At 65.4% G+C, this 24,903-nt stretch carries 21 protein-coding genes; 11 read left to right on the forward strand and 10 right to left on the reverse strand.

Annotated features, from left to right (window positions below):
- Window positions 1–17: 17 nt before the first annotated feature.
- The 3 genes from B552_RS0108310 to edd form a co-directional block, all read right to left on the reverse strand.
- On the reverse strand, window positions 18–1,493 hold the full coding sequence (locus B552_RS0108310) for a circularly permuted type 2 ATP-grasp protein (protein ID WP_019448540.1): 1,476 nt from the start codon (window positions 1,491–1,493) through the stop codon (window positions 18–20).
- A gap of 235 nt (window positions 1,494–1,728) precedes the next feature.
- Entirely contained in the window at window positions 1,729–2,247 is a 519-nt protein-coding gene (locus B552_RS0108315; protein WP_035879595.1) for a gluconokinase, read from the reverse strand.
- A 267-nt stretch (window positions 2,248–2,514) separates the two neighbouring features.
- Window positions 2,515–4,404 (reverse strand): phosphogluconate dehydratase, encoded by a 1,890-nt coding sequence (gene edd / locus B552_RS0108320; protein ID WP_019448542.1) that lies wholly within the window; start codon window positions 4,402–4,404, stop codon window positions 2,515–2,517.
- A 299-nt stretch (window positions 4,405–4,703) separates the two neighbouring features.
- Between edd and B552_RS0108325 the strand changes: the two genes are divergently transcribed.
- Window positions 4,704–5,693: an SIS domain-containing protein gene (locus B552_RS0108325; protein WP_019448543.1), complete on the forward strand. Its 990-nt coding sequence runs from the start codon at window positions 4,704–4,706 to the stop codon at window positions 5,691–5,693.
- An 11-nt stretch (window positions 5,694–5,704) separates the two neighbouring features.
- Here the strand turns inward: B552_RS0108325 and B552_RS0108330 are convergent, their stop codons facing one another.
- The 4 genes from B552_RS0108330 to B552_RS0108345 all read right to left on the reverse strand — a co-directional run bounded on the left by B552_RS0108330 (window position 5,705) and on the right by B552_RS0108345 (window position 11,234).
- The gene (locus B552_RS0108330) at window positions 5,705–8,275 is read right to left on the reverse strand and encodes a DNA internalization-related competence protein ComEC/Rec2 (RefSeq protein ID WP_019448544.1); all 2,571 of its coding nucleotides are present in this window, start codon (window positions 8,273–8,275) and stop codon (window positions 5,705–5,707) included.
- 99 nt (window positions 8,276–8,374) lie between these two features.
- Window positions 8,375–9,217 carry a TatD family hydrolase gene (locus B552_RS0108335; protein WP_019448545.1) on the reverse strand — a complete coding sequence of 281 codons (843 nt, stop codon included), beginning with the start codon at window positions 9,215–9,217 and terminating at the stop codon, window positions 8,375–8,377.
- A gap of 24 nt (window positions 9,218–9,241) precedes the next feature.
- A complete protein-coding gene (gene lolD, locus B552_RS0108340) occupies window positions 9,242–9,991 on the reverse strand; it encodes a lipoprotein-releasing ABC transporter ATP-binding protein LolD (RefSeq protein WP_019448546.1) in 750 nt (249 codons plus the stop codon).
- Entirely contained in the window at window positions 9,984–11,234 is a 1,251-nt protein-coding gene (locus tag B552_RS0108345; protein WP_019448547.1) for a lipoprotein-releasing ABC transporter permease subunit, read from the reverse strand. The genes lolD and B552_RS0108345 overlap by 8 nt, the downstream gene beginning before the upstream one ends.
- 102 nt (window positions 11,235–11,336) lie before the next feature.
- Here B552_RS0108345 and B552_RS0108350 point away from each other — a divergent pair, with 102 nt between their 5' ends.
- The 6 genes from B552_RS0108350 (at window position 11,337) to B552_RS27330 (ending at window position 18,664) form a co-directional block, all read left to right on the forward strand.
- Window positions 11,337–12,452 (forward strand): hypothetical protein, encoded by a 1,116-nt coding sequence (locus B552_RS0108350; protein ID WP_026035453.1) that lies wholly within the window; start codon window positions 11,337–11,339, stop codon window positions 12,450–12,452.
- Window positions 12,453–12,528: 76 nt separating this feature from the next.
- Window positions 12,529–14,229 carry a single-stranded-DNA-specific exonuclease RecJ gene (gene recJ, locus B552_RS0108355; protein WP_019448549.1) on the forward strand — a complete coding sequence of 567 codons (1,701 nt, stop codon included), beginning with the start codon at window positions 12,529–12,531 and terminating at the stop codon, window positions 14,227–14,229.
- A 111-nt stretch (window positions 14,230–14,340) separates the two neighbouring features.
- Entirely contained in the window at window positions 14,341–15,057 is a 717-nt protein-coding gene (locus B552_RS27325) for an ABC transporter ATP-binding protein (protein WP_019448550.1), read from the forward strand.
- Window positions 15,054–16,448: an FtsX-like permease family protein gene (locus B552_RS0108365; protein WP_019448551.1), complete on the forward strand. Its 1,395-nt coding sequence runs from the start codon at window positions 15,054–15,056 to the stop codon at window positions 16,446–16,448. Before B552_RS27325 ends, B552_RS0108365 begins: the two co-directional genes overlap by 4 nt.
- A 30-nt stretch (window positions 16,449–16,478) precedes the next feature.
- Entirely contained in the window at window positions 16,479–17,360 is an 882-nt protein-coding gene (locus B552_RS0108370; protein WP_157160212.1) for an outer membrane lipoprotein-sorting protein, read from the forward strand.
- Window positions 17,357–18,664: a hypothetical protein gene (locus B552_RS27330; RefSeq protein WP_019448553.1), complete on the forward strand. Its 1,308-nt coding sequence runs from the start codon at window positions 17,357–17,359 to the stop codon at window positions 18,662–18,664. Before B552_RS0108370 ends, B552_RS27330 begins: the two co-directional genes overlap by 4 nt.
- An 18-nt stretch (window positions 18,665–18,682) precedes the next feature.
- Here B552_RS27330 and B552_RS0108380 read toward each other — a convergent pair whose 3' ends face one another.
- Complete coding sequence (locus B552_RS0108380; protein ID WP_026035454.1) at window positions 18,683–19,402, reverse strand: peptidoglycan DD-metalloendopeptidase family protein; 720 nt, start codon at window positions 19,400–19,402, stop codon at window positions 18,683–18,685.
- Window positions 19,403–19,606: 204 nt separating this feature from the next.
- On the opposite strand from B552_RS0108380, the gene prfB reads away from it, so the two are divergent.
- From prfB to B552_RS0108400, 4 genes are all read left to right on the forward strand, one after another.
- Window positions 19,607–20,711, forward strand: a protein-coding gene (gene prfB / locus B552_RS27335; protein ID WP_157160213.1) for a peptide chain release factor 2 whose coding sequence is annotated in 2 segments (ribosomal slippage) — window positions 19,607–19,687 and window positions 19,689–20,711 — 1,104 coding nt in all. Because the reading frame shifts where the segments join, the coding sequence is not laid out codon by codon here.
- Window positions 20,712–20,845: 134 nt separating this feature from the next.
- A complete protein-coding gene (locus B552_RS0108390; RefSeq protein WP_019448556.1) occupies window positions 20,846–21,616 on the forward strand; it encodes an SDR family oxidoreductase in 771 nt (256 codons plus the stop codon).
- A 59-nt stretch (window positions 21,617–21,675) separates the two neighbouring features.
- Window positions 21,676–23,208, forward strand: a complete 1,533-nt coding sequence (gene lysS, locus B552_RS0108395) for a lysine--tRNA ligase (RefSeq protein ID WP_026035456.1) — start codon at window positions 21,676–21,678, stop codon at window positions 23,206–23,208.
- Window positions 23,209–23,397: 189 nt separating this feature from the next.
- Window positions 23,398–24,156, forward strand: a complete 759-nt coding sequence (locus tag B552_RS0108400) for a glycine zipper 2TM domain-containing protein (protein ID WP_019448558.1) — start codon at window positions 23,398–23,400, stop codon at window positions 24,154–24,156.
- 179 nt (window positions 24,157–24,335) lie between these two features.
- Here the strand turns inward: B552_RS0108400 and iscX are convergent, their stop codons facing one another.
- Together iscX and fdx are read right to left on the reverse strand one after the other, a co-directional pair.
- Window positions 24,336–24,530 carry a Fe-S cluster assembly protein IscX gene (iscX, locus tag B552_RS0108405; protein ID WP_019448559.1) on the reverse strand — a complete coding sequence of 65 codons (195 nt, stop codon included), beginning with the start codon at window positions 24,528–24,530 and terminating at the stop codon, window positions 24,336–24,338.
- Window positions 24,531–24,551: 21 nt separating this feature from the next.
- Entirely contained in the window at window positions 24,552–24,890 is a 339-nt protein-coding gene (gene fdx, locus B552_RS0108410) for an ISC system 2Fe-2S type ferredoxin (RefSeq protein ID WP_019448560.1), read from the reverse strand.
- Between the last annotated feature and the right edge of the window lie 13 nt (window positions 24,891–24,903).

Consider the following 24,903-nt stretch of genomic DNA (forward strand, 5'->3'; position numbering starts at 1 on the left):
TAGAGGCGTTCTCGGATTCAGCGTTCCAGCACCCAGGTGTCCTTGGTGCCGCCGCCCTGTGACGAATTGACCACCAGCGACCCCTCGCGCAGCGCCACGCGCGTCAGCCCGCCAGGCACCATGCGCACTTCCTTGCCTGAAAGCACGAACGGCCGCAGGTCGATATGGCGCGGCGCGATGCCGGCATCGACATAGGTCGGGCACGTAGACAGCGACAGCGTCGGCTGGGCGATGTACTGCTCGGGGCGCGACTTGACCACCTCCCGGAACCGGTCGATCTCCGCACGCGTGGCCGCCGGCCCCACGAGCATGCCGTAGCCGCCCGCGCCGTGGGTTTCCTTGACCACCAGGTCTTCCATGTGATCGAGAACGTACTGCAGGTCATCGGGGCGCCGGCACATGTAGGTCGGCACGTTCGAGAGGATCGCTTCCTCGCCAAGGTAGAACCGGATCATGTCCGGGACGTACGGGTAGATCGACTTGTCATCGGCCACGCCAGTGCCGATCGCGTTGCAGATGGTCACGTTGCCGGCGCGATAGACCGAGAGCAGCCCGGCCGCGCCGAGCGTCGAATCGTGACGGAACACGAGCGGGTCGAGGAAATCGTCATCCACGCGGCGGTAGATCACGTCGATACGCTGCGGCCCCTGCGTGGTGCGCATGTAGAGGTGATCGTCCTCGACGAACAGGTCGCTGCCCTCCACCAGTTCCACGCCCATCTGCTGGGCCAGGAACGCATGCTCGAAGTAGGCGGAGTTGTACATGCCGGGCGTGAGCACCACCACGGTGGGTTCGGCAATGGTTTGCGGCGACACGCTGCGCAGCATGTCCAGCAGCAGGTCTGGATAGTGCGCCACCGGCGCCACGCGGTTGCGCGCGAACAGGTCTGGGAACAACCGCATCATCATCTTGCGGTTCTCCAGCATGTAGGACACCCCGGACGGCACGCGCAGGTTGTCCTCCAGGACATAGAACTCGCCTTCGCCGGCGCGCACCACGTCGATGCCGGCCACGTGCGCGTAGATGTCGCGCGGCACGTCTATGCCCAGCATCTCTGGCCGGTACTGTGCGTTGTTGTAGATCTGGTCTGGCGGGATCACGCCGGCGCGGATGATGTCCTGCCCGTGGTAGATGTCGTGGATAAAGCGGTTCAGCGCCGCTACCCGCTGCCGCAGGCCCCGCTCGAGCGTGGCCCACTCGCTGGCCGGAAAGATGCGCGGGATCACGTCGAACGGAATGGTCCGCTCGGTGCCGCTGTTGGACTCATCCTTGTCGCCATAAACGGCAAAGGTAATGCCCACGCGCCGGAAGATCAGGTCCGCTTCCGCCCGCTTGTTGTCCATCGTCGCCACGGACTGCCGGCCCAGCCAGTCCGCAAAGCCCCGGTAATGGGGCCTGACCGCCCCCGACGGCAACGCCCGCCCGGCCTCGATGGCCGTTGTGGTGCCGTCCTCTCGCCCTTCCAGCATCTCGTCGAAAAACCGCGCCGCCATGATGGCCGCTCCTTCGTGAAGATGGGCGCCTGCCGCGGACGTCTTCCGGTTGTTCCCCGGTTACTGCCTGACTAGTCGCCGGCCGCCCGTTTATCGATGCCTCGTCGAGTCGACTCTTTCAGCATATCCGTACCGGCCAAACCCGCAAGGGGTTGCATGCACGTGACACGCTCCGGTACGCGAGAACGGTGTAGCAAGATACTTGCCAGCGAGGGAACTGACATGTCAGTGGGTGTCAGTGGGCCGTCTTGCCCACGCAGGGCGCCGACGCGGGCGGGCATTTTTGCAGGATGTCGTCGACCAGCGCTTCGGGCGTCCTGCGGATATCGAGCACCAGTGCGTCGCACGGCTCCTCGAGCGTCTCGAACTGGCTCTGGAGCAGCGCGGGGTTGAAGAAGTGGTCCGTGCGGGCGGAAAGGCGGCCGCCGATCGTCGTGGCATCCCCCTTCATGAAGACGAACGTCACGCCACCATCGGGCGGCAACAGGCGGTCGCGATAGGCCTGGCGCAGGGCCGAGCAGGTGAACACGTGGGTGCGGCCCTCCGCGCGGGCGGCGTCGATCGCCGCGCGCATCGCATCGAGCCAGGGCCAGCGGTCCTCGTCGGTCAGCGGAATGCCGGAGTGCATCTTGGCCTTGTTGGCTTCGCTGTGGAAGCTGTCGGCGTCATGGAAGCCGCACCGCAGGCGGTCCGCCAGCATCTGGCCGACGGTGCTCTTGCCGCTGCCGGAAACGCCCATCAGGATATAGATCATGTCTGCTCCATCGATCATGTGTCGGATGGTTTGCCATCCTTGTCGGTAACCACTGCGCAGAGACGCTATCAAAAAGATTCTGGCGTCGTTGCGCGGCCTTGCCGTACCACTTGTACTGTCTGCGGCCGCGCGCCTAGCCAGAACCGCTTCGCTTCATTTTGATAGCGCCTCCAAACCGCGTGGCATGGAGGTGTCCCCTCGACGCGCCTTGCTCAGGAAATGCGCAAATGTCGATTGATTGAGGCGCGAGCGCCGCCTGACGTCCGCTTATTGTGCGACCGCAGTCGCCGTTTGGACAGACGGCGCCAGGGCGTCGGCCTCGGACAGATCGAGCGCGCTGCCGCCTTCCTCCGCAATCCGCGCATTTCGTCGGAACAGGCCGAACAGGCCTCGCCCCATGCTGAAATGCGCAAAGTCGTCGGCTGGCGCCACTGCCGGTGCACGCGCGGCAAAATCTGCCTGCGCGGCGGCATCGCCAACCAACTCGAGCGTACCTGCCAAGGCGTCCACGCGGATGATGTCTCCGTCACGCACGCGAGCCAGCGGGCCACCGACCAGCGCCTCCGGGCCGACGTGGATCACGGCTGGCACCTTGCCAGACGCGCCGGACATGCGGCCATCGGTCACCAGCGCCACCTTGTGGCCGGCATCCTGCAATGCACCAAGAGCCGGCGTGAGCCGATGCAGTTCCGGCATGCCGTTGGCGTTCGGCCCCTGGAAACGCACCACGGCCACGACATCGCGATGGAGTTCGCCCGCATCGAAAGCCGCTTGCAGTGCCTCCTGCGAGTCAAAAACACGCGCCGATGCCTGGACCACGCGATGCTCGTCAGCCACGGCTGACACCTTGATGACGCCGCGACCGAGATTGCCCGCCATCAGGCGCAGCCCGCCCTCGGTCGAGAACGGCGCGGACGCTGGCGCAAGCACCGCAGCGTCACCGCTCGTTGCCGGGCCATCGCGCCAGCGCAGCACGCCATCGATCATGACCGGCTCTTCGGTGTAGCGCGCAAGGCCGCGACCGGCCACGGTATGCACATCCTCATGCAGCAGCCCCGCCTCAAGTAGCTGGGCGATCACATAAGCCACGCCGCCGGCCGCGTGGAAATGGTTCACGTCGGCGGAGCCATTCGGGTACACGCGCGCCAGCAGCGGCGTGACCGCGGAAAGACGATCGAAATCGTTCCAGTCAATCAGGATGCCAGCGGCACGTGCCATTGCCACAAGATGGATCGTGTGATTGGTCGAGCCGCCCGTGGCCAGCAGGCCCACCATCGCGTTGACGATGGCGCGTTCGTCGACGATCTTCGCCAGCGGCGTGTATTCGCGGCCACGAGCAATCAGCGCCAGCGCACGCTGGGCGGCTGAGGCGGTCAGTGCATCGCGCAGGCCGCTGTCCGGATGCACGAATGCCGCGCCGGGCATGTGCAGGCCCATGATTTCCATCAGGAACTGATTGCTGTTGGCGGTACCGTAGAACGTGCAGGTACCCGCGCCGTGATAGGCCTCACATTCGGCTTCCAGTAGTGCGTCGCGCCCGACCTGCCCCGTGGCGTAGAGCTGGCGCACGCGGGCCTTTTCCTTGTTCGACAGGCCCGTCGCCATCGGCCCGGCCGGTACGAACACGACCGGCAGATGGCCGAACTGCAGCGCACCCATCAGCAGGCCCGGCACGATCTTGTCGCAGACGCCGAGCATCAGCGCGGCATCGAACGTGTTGTGCGAGAGCGCCACGGCGGTGCTCATGGCAATCGCATCACGCGAGAACAGCGACAGTTCCATGCCCGCGTTGCCTTGCGTAATGCCGTCGCACATCGCCGGCACGCCGCCGGCCACCTGCGCCACGGCCCCCACGGCGCGCGCGGCCTCGCGGATCACGCCCGGGTAGCGCTCATACGGCTGGTGGGCCGACAGCATGTCGTTGTACGCGGTAACGATGCCGAGGTTCGGTGCGTGTTCGACGCGCAGCTTGAGCTTGTCATCGGACGGCAGCGCGGCATAGCCATGCGCAAGGTTGGCGCACGACATGCCGCGCAGCGGCCCGAGATCCTGCTGCGCGCGCTCGCACCTGGCGAGATATGCGGCGCGGCTGGCGCGGCTGCGCTCGACAATGCGTTGCGTGACAGCCGATACCTCGGCATGAACGGCTTGGGACATGGCGGAAATCTTCCTGGTGGGGCACCGGATGGCTCGATTGAGGCACCCATGTTTGTAGATTTTCTACATTATATCCACGACACACTGGGCGTCGATAGCTTGCGTAGCCATAAAAATGGCGCTGCACGCGCAAATCCGGGTAAATCCCGAGACGAGAGCATGCGAGACGCCCTCCGAAACAAGCCGCATTCTGTGTAGAATCTCTACATTCATTGGGACGCAATGATGCGCCCAGGGTCATGACCGCCCCCGGCGGCCTGCCCATACGACTCCCACGCCCGACCCCGTACGACCTCACCATGCGCGACAGAATCCTTGCCGTCTACGACTCGCTACGCCCGTCCGAACGCCGCCTGGCCGACTATGTGGCGCGCCACGGCGCCAGCGTCATCCGGCTGACCATGCCGGAACTGGCCGAGCGCGCCGGTGTATCGCAGCCCACGATCGCACGATTCTGCGCGGCGCTCGGCTACGACGGCTTCAAGGAGTTCAAGCTCCAGTTCGCCCAGAATGTTGGTGGCGGCACGCCGTTCGTCCATCAGGACGTGGAAGCCGACGACCGCCCCGCCGATATCGCCGGCAAGGTCTTCGACCGCACCATCGCCACCCTGATGACGGTGCGCAATGCGCTGTCAGCCGACCAGATCGAGCACGGCATCAAGCTACTGGCCAGCGCGCGCCGCATCGAGTTCTACGGCTGCGGCAACTCGGGCATCGTTGCACTCGACATCCAGCACAAGTTCTTCCGCCTGGGCATTCCAACCACCGCTTACTCGGACCCGCACGTGTTCAGCATGTCGGCCGCGCTGCTGCGCCCTGGCGATGTGGCCGTGCTGGTATCGAACAGTGGCCGCACGTGGGACATGCTGACGGCCGCCACGCTGGCCCGCAGCAGCGGCGCCAGCGTACTGGCACTGACCCACAGCGGATCACCGCTCGCCCGACTCGCGGACGTCTGCGTGTTTTCCGATGTGGAGGAAGACAGCGAGGTCTACACGCCGATGACTTCGCGCATCTGCCATCTGGTGCTCGGCGACGTACTGGCCGCCGGCGTGGCACTCGAACGCTCAGACTCGGTTGCCGCCGGCCTGCAACGTGCCAAGGCACATCTTCGCGAGCGCCGCATCGCGGGCGCCGATCCGACGCTACCGGGCACAGCATCCGTGGCCGCCGAATCAGCAACACAGACCGCGACACACACAACAACACCGCGCCGTACCACCGGGCGCCCTACCAGATCCGGCGGCCCCTCAGGCAAGGCACGGAAACCGTCTGCGCGCGCCAACTGACCCGTCAGCGATCAACGCGGTGCCGGTGGCGCGTCTCGCCAGTACCGGCGCTGCTGTTGGCGGTAGCCGGCCACCGCGTAGTGGTTGCCGCGCGTGACGATCGAAACGGCACCTGTTTCGTCCGTCCGATACCGAGCCACACCTGCGCGCCCGTAGCGCTGCCAGACGTCTTCGCGCGGGTGCCGGTGACGGTTTGCAAAGCCGAGCTGGAATACGGCCACCTCCGGGCGCACCGCCCGCAGGAATGCAGCATGTGACGACGTACCACTACCGTGATGCGGCACCAGCAGGAAGTCGGCGCGAACCTCTCTTCCCCCGTCGTTGCCGACCAGCCTGCGCTCCTCCGCCTCGCCAATATCACCAGTCAGCAGCAAGCTACGCTGCGCCGTGGCCACGCGCAGCACGCAACTACGGCCGTTGGCCGACAGCCGCCCCCGCGCAAGATCGTCCTCCGACGGATGCAGGATCTCGAAATCCACGCCGTCCCATTGCCAGGCCAGCCCTCTGGTGCAGGGCTGCCAGCTACGCCCCTCCACCAGACCCGGCAGTCTCAAGTCCGAGGGCCCTTCCGCCGTGAGCCCCTGCGCCACCGGCACTGCCTGCAGCACGTCGCTGACGCCGCCCGCATGGTCCGCATGCTCGTGGCTGACGATCAGCGAATCCAGCTTGCGCACGCCCGTCGCACGCAGGAACGGCACAATGACCTGACCACCGGCGCTGGCCCCCGATACATAGGCGGGACCAGTGTCATAGAGCAGCGCGTGGCGACGCGTTTCCACAAGCACTGCAGCCCCCTGCCCGACATCGAGCGCCGTCACACGAATTTCCCCATCCTCAACCGGCTCCCGCCCCGCCGTGAGCATCGGCACCATCAGCAAGGCGCCCAGCCAGCGCGGCACGTTTGGCGGGACGCTAATGCCCCGCGCGACCGAATACGTCGCCGAGCGGGCAAGCGAAGGCCGGGGAACGATCAGCACACCAACCCCGGCCAGCGCCAGCCCGGTTGCAACCGGCCCCGGATGTGCGGCCTCCCAGACTGCCCAGGATGGTGCGGCCAGCCATGCCAGACCGCTCACCAGCCAGTCCAGCGCGGCGTGGGCGATCCACAACAGCGGCCCGGCCCATCCAATAGGCAGGACTGCGCTCGCAAGCGCCAGCGGCGTGACAAGCAAACTCACCACGGGTATCGCGATGGCATTGGCAAGCACCGACACCACCGATACCTGCCCGAACAGCAGCAGCGTCAGCGGCACAAGGCCGATTGTCACGGACCATTGCGTGCGCGCAGCCTCCGCCAGCGCCCTCCATACGCGTATCCACCAGCCTTTCCAGCCCCGCTGCCTTGCAACGGCCCCATCATCCCGTTTGCTGTCGCCGCTCTCGTCGCTGTTGTCGCTGACGCCGCTCTCATCGCCGTCCCGCGCGCTCAGGAAGATCACTGTCACGGCGCCGAACGACAGCCAGAACCCCGGCGACATCACGGCCCACGGGTCGATCGCGACCGCGATGCCGGCAGCCCACGCCAGCACCACCGTCACAGGCGGCGCCCTGCCACTCCACATCGCCATGGCAGTGACGGCCAGCATCGTCACCGTGCGCAGCGCCGGTATCTGCATGCCTGCGATCAGCCCATAGCCAAGCGCAGTCATGACCGCCACAACCAGCGCGGCCTTCTGCGTTGGCCAGACCAGCGGCAGCGGCCGGCGCAGCACGCGGCCGAACCCGAACGAACGGCGCCAGAGCATTCCCGCCAGCGCCGCCGCCGCGCCCGAGATCATGGTGATGTGTAGCCCCGAAATGCTGACGAGGTGCGAGATGCCGGTGCGTCGGAACACATCCCAGTCCGAGCGCGCGATGCCTCGCTGATCGCCGATCACCAGCGCAACCAGCACTGCCCCGTAGCGTGCGTCCTTCGGCAATGCCTGCCGCAGGTGGTCACGCAACCCCGCCCGCCACTGCAAGATGCGCATCGACAATGGCGGAGATTCATCCGGCGGCAGCACCTGCCCGCGCCGTACGTAGCCGGTTGCACTCACGCCCTCGCCAAGCAGCCAGTAGGTATAGTCGAATCCATGCGGATTCGCGAGCCCGCGCGGCCTGCGCAAACGGACCGTCAGCCGGTAGCGCTGGCCCGGCTCCAGCACCTGCGACGGATCAGACCACGTCAGCAGGAGCTTCTTCGGCAACCGGGTTGCATCCCCATCCTGCGCCCCGGCGATTTCGATGCCAGCCTGCGCGTCCTCCACGCTGAACAGGAAGCGCGTGCCGTGTGCGTTGGCGTCTGGCAAACCCGCGACGCCGCCATCGACAATCTGATCTTGCCCGGCCAGCGCCGGGTCCAGCCATTCGCCTAGCCGCACCTCCGCCCGCCAGGCGGCCCAGCCAACTCCGACGACCACAGCCACCGGCACCACTGCCAGCCACACTGGCACCGCAGCCACGCGCCTGCGCAATACCCACGTGGCAACGACTGCGGCCAACGCCACGCACATCCACGCTGCCCACGACCGCCACGCAGGCAACGCCCCCTGTTGCTGCAGCAGCCAGCAGCCCGCCACGAACGCCAGCAGTACAGCACGCATGGCAAGTCACGCCCTCATATCGCATTACCGATGGGCGTATTTGTACCGCGTTGGGAAGCAGTGAAACGTGACCGAACGATGTGTCGGTGTGTCAGATGGTTAAATCTGCGCGGCCTGGCGTGGCGCCATGATGTCCGCAAACGCCGCCAGCCTCGGCAGCGCGGCCACGGAGTTGCGCCAGGCGATGTCCGCCAGTTCGCGTTCCGTCACGCCCCGCAGTTCGGCCAGCACGCGCGCAACGCCAGCCACCTCGCCCGGCGTGTTGCGCGCCTTGTGTTGCTCGCCGAACTGGTCGTCGGACAGCCATGCCGGCGCGATATCGGGCGCGTCTGTTTCCAGCACGATCGATTCGAGCGGCATTTCAGTGGCCAGGCGACGGATCTGGCGAGCACGGGAAAACGTAACGTTGCCGCCGAAGCCAAGCTTCATGCCGTGCGCGACGTAGTTACGCGCCTGGTCGTTGCTGCCGTTGAATGCATGAGCGATGCCCTGGCGCACCCCTGCCCGGCGCAGTTGCGCCAGAACCTGATCCTGGGACTTGCGCACGTGCAGCAGCACCGGCAGGTCGAATTCACGCGCGATCTTGAGCTGCTCGGCGTAGAGCCACGTTTGGTGGGCCGCATCCAGGCCCGGCACGAAGAAATCGAGCCCGATCTCGCCGATGGCAACGAATCGGCGATCGTCGATCGACGCGGCCACCTGACGACGCAACTCGTCGAGATCGGCCTGCCCCGCATCGCGCGAACACAGCGGGTGGATGCCAAGCGCATACACGCAGCGCGGGTCAGCGTGCGCCAGCCCGCGAACAGCGTCGAAGTTCGACACCGCGACGGCCGGCAGCACGATGCCGGAGACCCCGGCCGCGACGGCCGCTTCCGTCACGCTGCCGCGGTCGGCATCGAATTCGCTGGCGTCCAGATGGCAGTGGGTATCGATCCACATGGTGTGCGGGGGCGCGCTGGCAGATCAGCGTTCGCGGTGCAGATGGCCGTCCCGCAGCCGCAGAATGCGGTCGCAGCGGCCAGCCAGGTCGAGATCGTGCGTAACGATCACGAAACTCGTGCCGAGCGTGCGCGACAGTTCCAGCATCAGGTCGTACACGCCACCGGCCGTATGGTCGTCGAGGTTGCCGGTCGGCTCATCGGCCAGCACGCAGGCCGGCTGCCCGACCAGCGCACGGGCAATCGCCACGCGCTGGCGCTCGCCGCCCGATAGTTCGCCGGGACGATGCTTCGAGCGGCCACCAAGGCCCACGCGATCGAGAACGGCCTGCGCCGCATCGCGCGCCTCGCCTTCCTTCAGGCCACGGATGCGCATTGGCATCGCCACGTTGTCCAGCGCCGTGAACTCGGGCAGCAGGTGGTGGAATTGATAGACAAAGCCGAGCGAGCGGTTACGCACGATATTGCGTTCCTTTTCGCGCAGCGCCGTGAACGGCTTGCCGAGCAGCGCCACGCGGCCCGAGTCGGGGTTGTCCAGCCCGCCCAGCACATGCAGCAGCGTCGATTTGCCCGATCCGGACGCACCGACGATGGCCACCTTTTCGCCCGCGTTGACACGCACATCCACGCCGCGCAGCACCTCGACATCGAGCTCGCCCTGTTTGAAACGCTTGGTCAGGCCTTCGCCCACCAGCACCGGGGCACCCGTCTGCACGGCCGCGCCGGACGCGCCGGCCAGCGAAGAGACTTCCGGAAGCAGCGTCGTATCACTCATAGCGCAGCGCCTCCGCGGGGTTCACGCGCGAGGCGCGCCAGCTCGGGTAGATCGTGGCCAGCGAGGCCAGCACGAAGGAAATGATGCCGATGGTAACGATGTCGTTCACGCGAGGGTCCGAAGGCAGTTCGCTGATGAAATAGATGTCTTTCGGCAGGAACTGCACGTGCAGCAGCCGTTCGATAAAGGGCACGATCACGTCGATATTCGTGGCGATCAGCGTGCCGCCGAGCACGCCAAGCAGCGTGCCGATAAAGCCGATGGCCACGCCCTGCACGATAAAGATCTTCATGATCGAGCGCGGCTGGGCGCCCATCGTACGCAGGATGGCGATGTCGGCCTGTTTGTCGGTCACGGTCATGACAAGCGTGGATACGAGGTTGAACGCCGCCACCGCGATGATCAGCGTCAGGATGATGAACATCATGCGCTTCTCGGTCTGGACGGCCGCGAACCAGTTGCGGTTCTGCTTGGACCAGTCGCGCAGGTACAGGTCGCCGGACATGGTGCCAGCCAGATCCTGGGCCACCTGCGGGGCGCGCTGCATGTCCTGCAGCTTCAGGCGCACGCCGGTCGGGCCACTCTGGCGGAACAGCGTTTCGGCGTCGGCGATGTCGATCAGCGCCAGTGCGCTGTCGAATTCGTAATGGCCCGACGAGAACACGCCGATCACGGTGAACTGCTTGAGGCGCGGCAGCACGCCAGCCGGGGTGATCGTGCCTTGCGGCGCCACCAGCGTCACCTTGTCACCCACACGGACGCCCAGGGCATTGGCCAGTTCGTTGCCGAGCGCGATGCCAAACCCGCCCGGTTCCAGCGCGGTCATGCTGCCGGCCCGGAACTGGCTGCCGATATCGGACACCTTGGGCTCCTCGGCCGGGTCCACGCCGCGCAGCAGCACGCCGCGCACGGCGTCCTCGCGCGTCAGCATGGCCTGGGCTGCCACATAGGGCGCGGCGCCAACCACTTCCTTGTTGCGCATGGCCTCGGCAGCCGTCTTCTGCCAGTCTGTCAGCGGGTCGGCGCCGATGACCTCGATGTGCGACAGCACCGAAAGCATGCGATCGCGCACTTCCTTCTGGAAACCGTTCATGACCGAAAGCACGACGATCAGCGCGGCCACGCCAAGCGCGATGCCCATCATCGAGATCATCGAAATGAACGAAATGAACGTGTTGCGGCTGGCGCGCTTGCTTGCGCGCGTGTATCGCCAGCCGATCTGCCACTCGTAGGGAAAGTTCAAGAGGAGTCCTGTTGTTCTGGAAAAGCGCCGGAGGCGGTTCTACGGTCATCAGGTGACGGAGAACTGGCGCCGGCCAGCCGGAAGTTTACAATCTCGCCAACCATGATGACGCACCTGACCCTGATTGTGCCCTTTTCCGTCCCGCCAGGCGCCGGCGACGACGCCACGGACGATGTCGTGCCCGGCGCGCTGCTGCGGCAGTTGGAGTTGCCGGCGCTCGGAAAGTTGCTGACGCGCGCCACCCCGGGTCCGCGCGAGACGCACGACGACCCATACCTGCGCACGCTGCCGCAGGAGCGCTGGCTGGCCGGACGGGCCGGGCTGGACGCCGTGCGAGTGCCGACTGCGCCCTTTATGCGGCTGGCGGACCGTGCCGGGGCCGGCGACGCCGCGCCCCCCGCCGGGGAAGGCGCCTGGGCCTGCCTGCAGCCGGTCCACATCCACGCCGCGCGCGATCACCTGGTGCTGATCCATCCGGACCAGCTCGACATCCGCGACGACGAGGCGCGCGCGCTGCACGCCGCGATCGCCGATCTGCTGGGCGAGGCCGGCATCGCACTCGAAGCGCCCCACCCTGCACGCTGGTATGTCCCCGACGGCACCTTTGGCGATCTGACGGCCACCACGCCGGTCCGGGCCACGGGCCGCAATATCGACATCTGGATGCAAGCCGGCCCGCAGGCACGCGACTGGCGCCGCTTTCAGAACGAGATCCAGATGACCTGGCACGCCCATCCCGTGAACGAGGCGCGCGAGGCTGAAGGCAGGCTGACCGTCAATTCGGTATGGCTGCATGGCGGCGGCAAGACCGGCCCCGTGCGCAAGCTGGCCGACACGGTACGGACCGACGACCCGTTCCTGGCCGGCCTGGCGCTGGCCGGCGGCAGCCGGCTGGGCCCGCAGCCGGCACGCTACGCCGACATCGCCGGCGCCGAGGGCACGGTCATGACGCTGCTGGACAGCGCCACCGAGGCCCATATCGCCGCCGACTGGGGGCTCTGGATCGAACGGATGCACACGCTTGACGCCGAATGGTTCGCGCCGGTGCTGGCCGCGCTAGGCGACGGCAGCATCCAGGCCGTGACGCTGGTGCTGGGCGGCGAGAACCACTTCGCCGAGTTCACCGTCACCCGCGCCGACCTGCGCAAGTTCTGGCGCGGACTCGGCACGCGCGGCGACTGGCGCGCGCTGCTGTCCGATCTGGCCATGGCCGCCTGAACGCGGTGCCCCGCATGACCCTGATGACCCTGATGGCCCCTACGACCCTGACGACCCTGAAGAGTACCCACGCCTCATGACCCGGATTGCCATCCGCCCCTATTCCGATGAACACGCCGGCGCGCTGGCGGCCGCAGGCCTGCACCCGACGCTGGCGCGGATATTGTCGGCACGCGGTGTCGCCCAGGCGTCTGAACTGGCGACCGAGCTGCCCGAACTGGAGCCGCCGGCAAGCATGAAGGGCATCGGCCACGCGGCCGAGTACCTGGCCGACGCGATTGCCGCGAACCGCAAGCTGCTGATCGTGGCCGACTACGATTGCGACGGCGCCACGGCCTGTGCAGTCGGCGTGCGCGGGTTGCGCATGCTTGGTGCGCGCGTCGACTACATCGTGCCGAACCGTTTCGAGTACGGCTATGGCCTGACGCCGGAGATCGTCGACCTGGCCGCGCAGCAGCGGCCCGATGTGATCGTCACGGTCGACAACGGCATTGCCAGCGTCGATGGTGTGGCGGCCGCCAACGCGCGCGGCATCGACGTGGTGGTGACCGATCACCACCTGCCCGGCGCGACGCTGCCCGAGGCAGCCGTGATCGTGAATCCGAACCAGCCCGGCTGCGAATTCCCGAGCAAGAACCTGGCCGGCGTCGGCGTGATGTTCTATGTGCTGCTGGCCCTGCGCGCGGAACTGCGCCGCCGCGGCGCGTTCACGCAGGCCGCCCAGCCGCCGCTGCAGACGCTGCTGGACCTTGTGGCGCTTGGCACCGTCGCCGACGTGGTCAAGCTGGACACGAACAACCGCATCCTCGTGGCGCAGGGCCTGAAGCGCATGCGTGCAGGCAGGATGCATCCGGGCGTCGCGGCGCTGTTCCGTGCCGCTGGCCGGGAGGCGGCGCGCGCCAATACATTCGACCTGGGATTCGGCCTGGGCCCTCGCCTCAACGCCGCGGGCCGGCTGGCGGACATGTCGCTCGGCATCGAATGCCTGCTGACCGACGATGCCAATCGCGCATGGGAAATCGCCCAGGAACTGGACGGCATGAACCGCGAACGGCGCGACATCGAGGCCGGCATGCAGCAGGAGGCCCTGCAGATCCTCGAACAGCCGCTGGCCGGGCTGGACCCGGCGTCGCGCTACACGATCAGCGTGTTCCACGAAACCTGGCACCAGGGCGTGATCGGCATCGTGGCATCGCGGCTCAAGGAGAAATTTCACCGGCCGACCATCACGTTCGCACCGGGCGATGACGAGCACATCAAGGGCTCGGGGCGTTCGATCCCCGGTTTCCACCTGCGCGACGCGCTCGACCTCGTGTCGAAGCGGCACCCGGGCCTGCTGGTCAAGTTCGGCGGCCACGCCATGGCTGCCGGGCTGACCGTCCGCGCGAAGGACTTTGACACGTTCGTCGCCGCGTTCGAGACAGTCGGCCGCGAATGGCTGACCGACGACCAACTGGCGCGCGTGATCGAGACCGATGGCGATATCGAGGACGAATGCTTCAGCCCCGACTTCGTCACGCTGCTCGAAGGCCAGGTCTGGGGCCAGGGATTCCCGCCCCCGACCTTCTGCGGGGAATTCGACGTGCTGCGCCAGACCGTACTCAAGGGCAAGCACCTGAAGCTCCAGCTCGGGCGCGGCAAGCAGCGCTTCGACGCGATCTGGTTCAACCATGCCGACGCGCTGGATGGGGCAAGCGCGACGGTGGCCTACCGGCTCGACAACAACACGTTCAACGGGATGACGCGGGTGCAGCTTGTGATCGAGCACGCGCAGTAGTCTTGAAATAGACGCAAAGATCGTCGGATTACGATTTCGCTTCGAAATCGGAACGCTTACATTTCCGTGACCCATGCTGCGCTTTTGCGCAGCGGTCACCGGAACCCTGTAATGAATGCCGTCGAGCTTTCCCATGTCAGCAAGCACTACCTGCTCGGTGCCGAGCGCGTCGCAGCCATATCCGATGTCACCCTGCGCATCCGCGCACAACGCTTTACGGTGCTGGCCGGACCGTCCGGGAGCGGCAAAAGCACGCTGCTGAACCTGATCGGATGCATCGACCGGCCAGACGCCGGTCACCTCCTTATCGGCGGCAAAACGGTCCAGGACTGGACGGACGCCGACCTCACAGCCTTCCGCGCCAGCCACATCGGCTTCATCTTCCAGAACTTCAACCTGCTGCCGGTGCTGACCGCGTGGGAGAACGTGGAGTATCCACTGCTGCTGGCTGGCACTCCCGCTACAGAACGGCGTCGGCGTGTCAGTGAAATGCTTGACGCGGTCGGCCTTGCGGACAAGGCCCGGCATCGACCGAACCAGCTATCCGGCGGGCAATGCCAGCGCGTTGCAATCGCGCGCGCACTGATTCATCAGCCCCAACTGATACTCGCGGACGAGCCGACGGCCAACCTCGACAGCCAGACTGCCACAGGCATCGTCTCGCTGATGCGAGACCTGCAAAAGCAGCGCCATACGACCTTCGTATTTTCGTCGCACGACCCGATGCTGATGTCGCATGCCGACGACCTTGTGCAGATCAGGGATGGCCGAATCGGCCTGGTGGCCCCCACCATGGCCAGCGAGCCAGCCACCGGGACGCCACAATGAATCCATTCGTCCTGGCAGCACGCAACCTGCAACGCAATGGCCGACGCACACTTGTCACTTTACTGGCGCTGGTGATCGGCACGGCGGCCATCCTGCTTCTGGGCGGTTACGCTCGGGATATCACGTACGGCCTGCAAACCATCTATGTGCAGCGTAGCGGCCACCTGCAACTGTTCCGATCCGGATACCCCGATTTCGGCATGGGCAATCCGTCGGCCTATGGCATTGCCGACAGCAACGCCATCATCGATCTTGTGCAGCAGGATGCCGAACTGGGGCCGATGCTGACGGTTGCCACTGACATGCTGCATTTTGGCGGCATTGCCGCCAGCCCCGGCCAGACGACGTCGATCACGGTGGTGGGACATGGTGTCGTGGCGCAGGACCAGCAACGGATGCTTGCCTGGAATGGCCATGACGTGCCAACGCCGTCGGCACAGCATGACCTTGGTGATTTCGGCACCGAAACGGCAGTCATCGGCATCGGCGTTGCACGCATGCTGCAGATGTGCGACGCGCTGGGGCTTCTCGAATGCCCTCGGCCGCCGGCTTCCGCGGACGGCGATGCATCACCCACCATGCCAGGGGATCTTGCCGTGCTCGCCACGCATGAAGCAACGCAGCCAGGCGTGGCTGATGCTACCCCGCAACTGGATGTGCTGACGGCCAGCATTGGCGGCGCACCAAACATCGCACGACTCGCCGTAGTTCAAGCCGTCAGACAAGGGCTGAAGGACTTCGATAACACCTATGTCGCCATGCACCTGGCGCAGGCACAGAAGCTGATATTCGGCCCGGAAGACCCAAAGGTCACAACGATCGTCATGCAGCTTGCCCAGACCGAGCAGATCACGGCTGCGCGCGAGCGCCTGCAGTGGCTGTTGTCCGGGCCCTTGCATGACGCCGACCTTGAGATCCGCGATGTGTTCGAACTGCACCCGACCTACGGGCAGACCATCAGCATGGTGAGGGCCCTGTTCGCCTTTGTGGCGAGCCTGCTGGTGGTCATCGTGCTGTTCACGGTCAGCAATACGATGAGCATTGCGATCATGGAACGCACGGAGGAGATCGGCACACTGCGCGCGATGGGCGTGCAGCGGAAGGGCATCCGCTGGCTGTTCATAGCAGAAGGCATGCTGCTGGCGGCAACAGGATGGCTGGCAGGCGTAGTACTGGCGTTTGTTGTGGCGTGGGGACTGGAACGCCTCGGGATTCCCTGGTCACCGCCAGGCATGGCCATCGAGATCCCCGTCACCGCGCGCTTCTGGAACGCACCTCTGCTAATTGTGCTGACGGGTCTGGGAATGGCGCTCGTTTCCATCCTCTCCGCGTGGCTGCCTGCACGCCGCGCTGCGCATATGAACATCGTCGACGCGCTGCGTCACGTTTGAGCCGAACCAACGCTTCGCGAAGAGACTTCCATGATTCGACGCTATCGTCACGCTCGTCACGCTCGTCACGCCATCGTGACCACCATCCTCCTGTCGGTGGCAGGTTTGTCGCAGGGCGGCACAGCCGCCGGTGCGGCCAATGCACCGGTTGCTGAAGCGGCTGACGCACAGCAACGGCTCGAAGCCAGTGACAGGATCCGCAACCCGTCAACATCGTTCTCCATCACCACCTCGCTGGTCGAGTATCGCAATGGCAAGCAGTCGGATAGTGCAACCGTCGTGGTGTACTCGCGCCTGGAGCCGGACAAGGCTCAGTATCGCAGCCTGATACGTTATGTCGCTCCGCTACGCGACGCCGGCAAACTCACGCTGAAAAGCGGCAAGGACATCTGGTTCCATGACCCGGCCAGCCGCGCCAGTGTGCGCGTATCCCCGCAACAGCGGCTGCTGGGCCAGGCATCAAACGGCGATGTGGTGTCGGCCAATCTTGCGGCCGACTACCAGGCGAGCGAGGAAGCCCATGAAACAGTGCAAGACGGTTACCGCAAGGCTCGCCGCACCGTGCGCCTGCATCTTCGCGCCAGGACCGAGGAAGCGGCCTACCATCATGCCCGGCTCTGGCTCGACGAATCGAGCAACCAGCCCATCAAGGCACAGTTCCATGCAGAAACCGGGCGACTGCTGAAGACTATCTACTACCGCCGTTACCAGCAGCAACTTGGCGAACGACGCCCCACCGAGGAAGTCATCATCGATGGGCTGGAACCGAGCTGGATCACGGTCATGCGCTACAGCGATTTTGTCCGGCGCGACATTCCTGCCGCCTGGATGCAGCGTGACTATCTGCCGCACTTCAGACCCGATTCCGGCCCATCGGTCGACACGACCGAACGGCAGACGGCCGTACCATGAGGCGGAGCCTTGTCCTGCAGGCCATTGCATTGCACCTGACGGCAGGCGTGCCATCCCTTGCCGCAGCTGTGACAGGCGAGCCGCGACTCGACGACCGACTCGCCGACCGACTCGAAGATCAGGCAGCGCTGATGATTGCCGACACATCCACTGATGATGTCGTCCAGACCGACAAGCCATGGCATCTGACCGTCGAAGGCAGTGTCGGACTCATAAGGTCTCGCGACACATCGTCAACGATCGCGGCACGTGGGGCACTGGATTTTTCGCTTGACCAACGCGTCACGCCCGAAGTCCAGGTCGTTTTCCGCGATCGCATCGACGATTTCTCGCAAGCCAATGCAAGTGGCCACCACACCATCAACACGTGGAAAGAAGGTTACGTCGCCTGGCAGCCGTTGCCACAGGCCAGTGTGGAGATCGGGCGTGTCAACGTCCGGCAAGGCGTGGCCACCGGCTATAACCCGACTGACTGGTTTCGCAAGGGCGCCGTTCGCGCGGTTCCGTCCGTTGCGCCGGACAGCCTGCGCCAGAACCGTCAGGGGAGCATGGTTGTTCGCGGGCAATGGCTATGGGATGGCGCGACGGCCTTCGCGCTGTTTTCCCCAGACCTCGGTGACTCGCCAAGCCAGGAGCCATTCAGTCCAGACCTCGCAGCGACGAACCGAAGCAATCGCTTCCTGACGGGCGTATCGGCACCGCTGACCGAGCGTCTGCAGGGCCAGTTGCTGCTGCAGGGCGACGACGACCAGTCGCCTCAGGCAGGGCTGAACCTGAGCTTGCTGGTCACCGACGCCGTCACCACGCATGTGGAATGGGCCGGGGGACGGAGCCGCTCCCAGTTGAACGAGGCATTCGGGCTCGCGCCCGACACGGCGTTTCGGCAGCGGCTTTCGGTCGGCGGCACGTGGACCTTCGACAAGAAGGTTTCGGCGACGCTGGAGTACCAGTACAACAGCGCCGCGCCGAATGCGTCACAGTGGCAACGTTTCTGGGAGCTGCCGCCGCAGGCGCACATTCGCTACAACCAGTACCTGGCCGATGTGCAGGATCTGGCCACGCGCTCAGGTGCCTTTCTGTTCGTGAGCTGGCGGGATGCTCTGGTGCCGCGACTGGATCTCGGTGCAATGGTGCGCCTGGACCTGGTCGACTACAGCAGCATGCACTGGCTGGAACTGCGCTACCGCCTGCCCCGCTGGGACATTGCGCTGCAATGGCAACGCAATATCGGGCCGCTGGCCAGCACTTATGGCAGCCTGAGCCAGCAGCAGTCATTGATGCTGCTGGCCGCCCTGTATTTCTAGGCGGCAGAAAACAGGACGTCAGCCACGCGACGGCAGGTAATTGGCCGGATTGACCGGCCTGCCATTGCCGCGCACTTCGAAATGCAGCTCGGCCGCTTCCCCCATGCTGCCGATGTCCTGCCCCGTGGAGACGCGGTCGCCCTCCTTGACCAGCGGGCGGTCCAGGTTGCCATACACGGTCAGCCAGTCGTCGTTGTGCTTGACGATCACCAGCATGCCGTAGCCGCGCAGTGTCCCGACATGGATGGCCCAGCCCGACGCCGCGGCGCGGACCTTGCCGCCGGCCGGCACCTCGATGCGCAGCCCCTTCTCCCCAGGCGGCGCATAGCGCCCCGAGATCCGGCCATCGGCCGGCCACTGGAGGCTGATCGAGCTTGCGGGCGGTTTGGACGATGCCGGGTCCGGGCTGGCCGCGCGTGCGGATCTGTCCCCGGACGGGGCAACCGTGCCGGCCGACGATGACGCACCTGCGGGCGGCCGGACGCGAATCAGTTGTCCTACCTCGATCTGGTTCGAGTTCGAAAGGTCGTTCCAGCGCGACAGGTCAGCCACCGAGCGCTTGTTGCGGCGGGCGATCGAATACAGCGTGTCGCCGCGCTCGACGCGATAGAAGCCCTCCGGGGCCGGTTCGCCGGGGGTGGTGCCGCAAGCGGCCAGCATGGCGGCCAGAGACATCGCGGCAAGGCCGCCCAGCGCGCGGCGGCGGGTATGCAGGTTGACGTGGTGTGTTCGTGTCATGCGTCCGAAGTCACTCCTGAAAAATGGCGCCGGGGCGGGCGCGGTTCGGGCGATATTGTCGCCGATGCGGCGAAATTGTCCCCAGGTAGACCGTTCGCTGCGCGAACGGTTCGGATTTCCGTCACGCCAGCTGGCAGGCAGAAGCCGGATTTGCGTCGCCGATCCGCTATAATTCGACGTTTTGAAGCGCACGAACATCAATACATGGAAGCAGAACGCCTGAACGCCATCTCCGGTGCCATCTCCGATCTCCGTTCCCGGACGGAAGATCTACGGGGGTATCTTTGACTACGATGTCAAAGAAAACCGCCTAGATGAAGTCAACGGGTTGCTCGAAGACCCCGCAGTCTGGAACAACCCCAAGCGTGCCCAGGACCTGGGCAAGGAAAAGAAGGCGCTGGAAGGCGTCGTGCACGTACTCGGCAAGCTGACCGACGACCTTAACGGCGCGGAAGAGCTGTTCGAGCTTGCCCGCGAGGAAGGCGACGACGACACGCTCGAGTCCATCGAGGCCGACGTCCAGGGCTTCGAGGCCCTGGTGGCGGACATGGAATTCCGCCGCATGTTCTCGGGCGAGATGGACCAGGCCAATGCGTTCATCGACATCCAGGCCGGCGCCGGCGGTACCGAGGCGTGCGACTGGGCATCGATGCTGCTGCGCCAGTACCTGAAGTACTGCGAGCGCAAGGGCTTCAAGGCCGAAGTGCTGGAAGAGTCCGAAGGCGACGTGGCCGGCATCAAGAGCGCGACGATCAAGGTCGAAGGCGAGTATGCGTTCGGTTTCCTGCGTACCGAAACGGGCGTGCACCGCCTGGTGCGCAAGTCGCCGTTCGATTCGTCTGGCGGCCGCCACACGTCGTTCTCGTCGGTCTTCGTCTACCCCGAGGTCGACGAGTCGTTCGAAGTTGAGGTCAACCCGGCCGACCTGCGCGTGGATACCTACCGCGCATCGGGCGCCGGCGGTCAGCACATCAACAAGACCGACTCCGCCGTGCGGATCACGCACATGCCCACCGGCATCGTCGTGCAGTGCCAGAACGACCGTTCGCAGCACCGCAACCGCGCCGAGGCCATGTCGATGCTGAAGTCGCGCCTGTACGAGCATGAAATGCGCAAGCGCCAGGCCGAGGCCGACAAGCTCGAAGCCGGCAAGACAGACGTGGGCTGGGGCCACCAGATCCGCTCGTACGTGCTGGACCAGAGCCGTATCAAGGATCTGCGCACCAATGTGGAAATGTCCAACACCCAGAAGGTGCTGGACGGCGACCTTGACCCGTTCATCGAGGCCAGCCTGAAACAGGGGTTGTAAAGCAGGCCCTGACATTCAGGTCCTGGCGATTTCTGCCGAAGATTGCAGCTAGTCGTCGCCGCGCAATGCCCCCGGAGTCTTCCGGGCGATGCGCGGCGATTCCAATGCCATCTCACTGATCAAGGTCCACGCTCATGACCACCGGAACGCCCCGCTCCACCCATCTCTACATCGTCACCGGCGCCTCGCGCGGCCTGGGTACCGCACTGGTTCGCGCATTGCTGAAACCGGGCAACCGCGTGATCGGCGTGGCGCGCAGCCGCAACCTCGAACTCGAGGCCGAGGCTTCGGCCAGCGGCGTGCGCGTGGCGTGGCACCTGCAGGACCTGTCGCAGCCCGGCCCGTCGGCCGGGTGGCTGGCCAGCGTGCTCGATGCCGTGGACGAGGCGCCGGCCAGTATCACCCTGATCCTGAACGCCGGCGTGGTGCAGCCGATCGGCGCGATCACGCAGTTGCATGAGAACGCGCTGATCCCGCACTTTCAGACCAACCTGATCACGCCGATGACGATGACCGGCGCGTTCATCGACCACACCGCACGCTTTGACTGCCCGCGCAAGGTGCTGGCAATCTCGTCGGGCGCCGCGCGCAATCCCGTACCGGGCTGGGCCGCATACTGCGCCGGCAAGGCGGGCCTGGACATGTTCATCCGCTCGGTCAACGCCGAGTACGCAAGCATGCCCGAGCCGCGCACGGTGCGCGCCGTCGCGCTGGCACCGGGGGTGGTGGATACCGGCATGCAGGAAACCATCCGTGGCGCGGACTTCGCGCAGGTGGAGCGTTTCCGCGACCTCAAGGCCAACGATCAGCTTGCCTCGCCCGACGACACCGCACAGCGCATCGTGGCCTACCTGGACCGTCCCGATTTCGGCACGACCGAGCTCGACGACATCCGCAAGTACTGAACCGACACACTGAACTGAACCCGCGCGGCGCCCTGTGCCGCGTGATCGAACCTGACATCATGACCGAACCGACCCGCGCCCAAGCCGCAGACACTCCCGCCGTGGATGAGAACAAGATCATCGCCGAGCGGCGCGAGAAACTGCAGGCCCTGCGCCAGCAAGGCGTGGCCTTCCCGAACGACTTCCGCCCGACGCACCAGGCCGGCGCGCTGCACGCGCAGTATGGCGAGACCGACCAGGCCGCGCTGGAAGCAAGCCCGGTGGAAGTGTCCATCGCCGGCCGCATGATGCTCAAGCGCGTGATGGGCAAGGCCAGCTTCGCCACCGTGCAGGACGGCAGCGGCCAGATCCAGTTCTACATCACGCGCGACAAGGTCGGCGAGGACGTCTACGCGGCATTCAAGCACTGGGATCTCGGCGACATCATCAGCGCGCGCGGCGAACTGTTCCGCACCAACAAGGGCGAGCTGTCGGTACAGGTGCGCGAACTGCGCCTGCTGTCGAAGGCGCTGCGCCCGCTGCCGGACAAGTTCCACGGCCTGGCCGACCAGGAAACCAAATACCGCCAGCGCTACGTGGACCTGATCGTCTCGCCGGAAACGCGTGACACGTTCCGCGCCCGCACGCAGGCCATCTCGTCCATCCGCCGCCATATGGCCGACGCAGGCTTCATGGAAGTGGAAACGCCGATGCTGCACCCGATTCCGGGCGGCGCCGCGGCCAAGCCGTTCATCACGCACCACAATGCGCTGGACATGCAGATGTTCATGCGCATCGCGCCCGAGCTCTACCTGAAGCGCCTGATCGTCGGCGGCTTCGAGCGCGTGTTCGAGATCAACCGCAATTTCCGTAACGAAGGGGTGAGCCCGCGCCACAACCCCGAGTTCACGATGATGGAGTTCTACGCGGCCTATACGGACTACCGCTGGCTGATGGACTTCACCGAGAACCTGATCCGCCAGGCCGCGATCGATGCGCGCGGCAGCGCCGTGGTGACCTACCAGGGCCGCGAGCTCGACCTGTCGAAGCCGTTCCATCGCCTGACGACCACGAAGGCAATCCAGAAGTTCGCGCCGCAATACACCGATGCGCAACTGGCCGATGTGGAATTCCTGCGCACCGAACTGAAGAAGTTTGGCGTGAACACCAACGCGCCGCAGTTCCTGAACGCTGGCCTGGGCACGCTCCAGCTCGTGCTGTTCGAGGAAACCGCCGAGTCGCAACTCTGGGAGCCGACGTTCATCATCGACTATCCGGTCGAGGTTTCGCCGCTGGCGCGCGCCTCGGACACCGAACCAGGCATTACCGAGCGCTTCGAGCTGTTCATCACCGGCCGCGAAATCGCCAACGGCTTCTCCGAACTGAACGACCCGGAAGACCAAGCCGATCGCTTCCGCAAGCAAGTCGAGCAGAAGGATGCGGGCGATGAGGAAGCGATGTACTTCGACGCCGACTACATCCGCGCGCTCGAATACGGCATGCCCCCGACCGGTGGCTGCGGCATCGGCATCGACCGTCTGGTGATGCTGCTGACCGACAGCCCGAACATCCGCGACGTGATCCTGTTCCCGCACCTGCGCCGCGAGGACTGATCACACGGTCATCTCCTCTCCCATGCGGGAGAGGAGATTCTGTAACAGACCGCCTCGCATCCCACCCGCAAGTTATTGATTTTCCAGCCGTTTCCGCGCTACAGATCCTTACAAAATCAAACGGAAACCGGCACGAAATTCCGCCAGACTCCATGGTGTCCGCCTTGATGGCGCCCTGGAGAACAATAAATGTCTGGTCCGGAAACCCTCCCTACGCTGCCGACCCAACGCCGCCTGAATCCGCTGATTGGCGCGGCCGCGATATCGATCGTCATCGTCAGCCTGACGGCTGTGGCAGCGCTCACGGGTGTACTGCCAATCAGCAACGCCAACCAGGGTAGCGCCAGCACCGAACCTTCGTCGGCGCAGTCGCAGTACTACAGCGGGCAGGTGAATGCCCCGGCCACGACGCAAGCTGGCACGCAAACCGAAGCACAGGCACAGGCCCCGGCACCGGGCTCGACCACGCGCCCGCCGGCCTATGACAGGCAGTACGCGCAGAACTCGATGCCCGCTGCGCCCGCTCAACAGCAACAGCTTCAACAGCCGACACAGGCCCAACAGCCGCAGCAAGCGCAGCCGTCGCAGGCCGAGCCAAACACCGCGGCACGGCCCAGCCATACGGCGGGTCATGTGACGGGTGTACAGGTAGTGGAAGCCGAAAAGCCGACAACCGGCCTCGGCGCGGTGGGCGGCGCCGTAGTGGGCGGCCTGCTCGGCAACCAGATCGGCCACGGCAACGGCCGTATTCTTGGCACCGTTGCGGGCGCTGCGGCCGGCGGCTTCGGCGGCAACTACGCCGAGAAGAAGCTGAACACGAACAAGAGCTATCGCGTCAGCGTGCAGATGGATGACGGCTCGCACCGCACCTTCACGTACCAGAATGCTCCGGGCGTGGAGGTTGGCCAGCGCGTGCACCTTGAGCACGGGGCGCTCGTGACTGGTTAAGAAAGCGCCAAAGGTAGTTGAATTGCCTTTGGTTCGCTCCCCTCTCCCACTTTAGTGGGAGAGGGGTTGGGGGAGAGGGAAACGAGGTTTGAATCGCGACTTGTCATGAATTGATGCGCCGGCCCTCTCCCCCGGCCCCTCTCCCGCATGCGGGAGAGGGGAGAAAAAATACCTGCTGCCTACTCCGCTTCCTCGATCCACGCTGCCTGAATGGCCTCGAGGATCTTCTCGCCCGAGCGCTCGGGCAGATCGCTGAAACCGTCGAGTTCAAGCACCCATTGGCGCAGTTGCGTGAAGCGCACCGTCACCGGATCGACATCAGGAAACTTGTCGTACAGCGCTGCGGCGATATCGTAGGTATCCGTCCATTTCATGTGGAAACTCCCGGGTCAGGCTCAGTGGCCTTCCTTGGCGTGGTTGATCGTGTACTTGGGAATCTCGACGGTCAGGTCTTCGTCGGCCACCAGTGCCTGGCATGACAGGCGCGAATTCGGCTCCAGGCCCCATGCCTTGTCGAGCAGGTCTTCTTCCTTCTCCTCGGCATCTTCGAGCGAATTGAAGCCCTCGCGCACGATCACGTGGCACGTGGTGCAGGCGCACGACTTCTCGCACGCGTGTTCGATTTCGATGCCATTGGTGAGCAGCGCGTCGCACACGCTGGTGCCGCTCTTGGCCTCGAAGACAGCCCCCTCGGGACACAACTCGACATGGGGCAAAACAATAATCTGTGGCATTTCTATCCTGTTG

Origin of the sequence: Cupriavidus sp. BIS7, assembly GCF_000292345.1 — a bacterium.
Taxonomy (GTDB): domain Bacteria; phylum Pseudomonadota; class Gammaproteobacteria; order Burkholderiales; family Burkholderiaceae; genus Cupriavidus.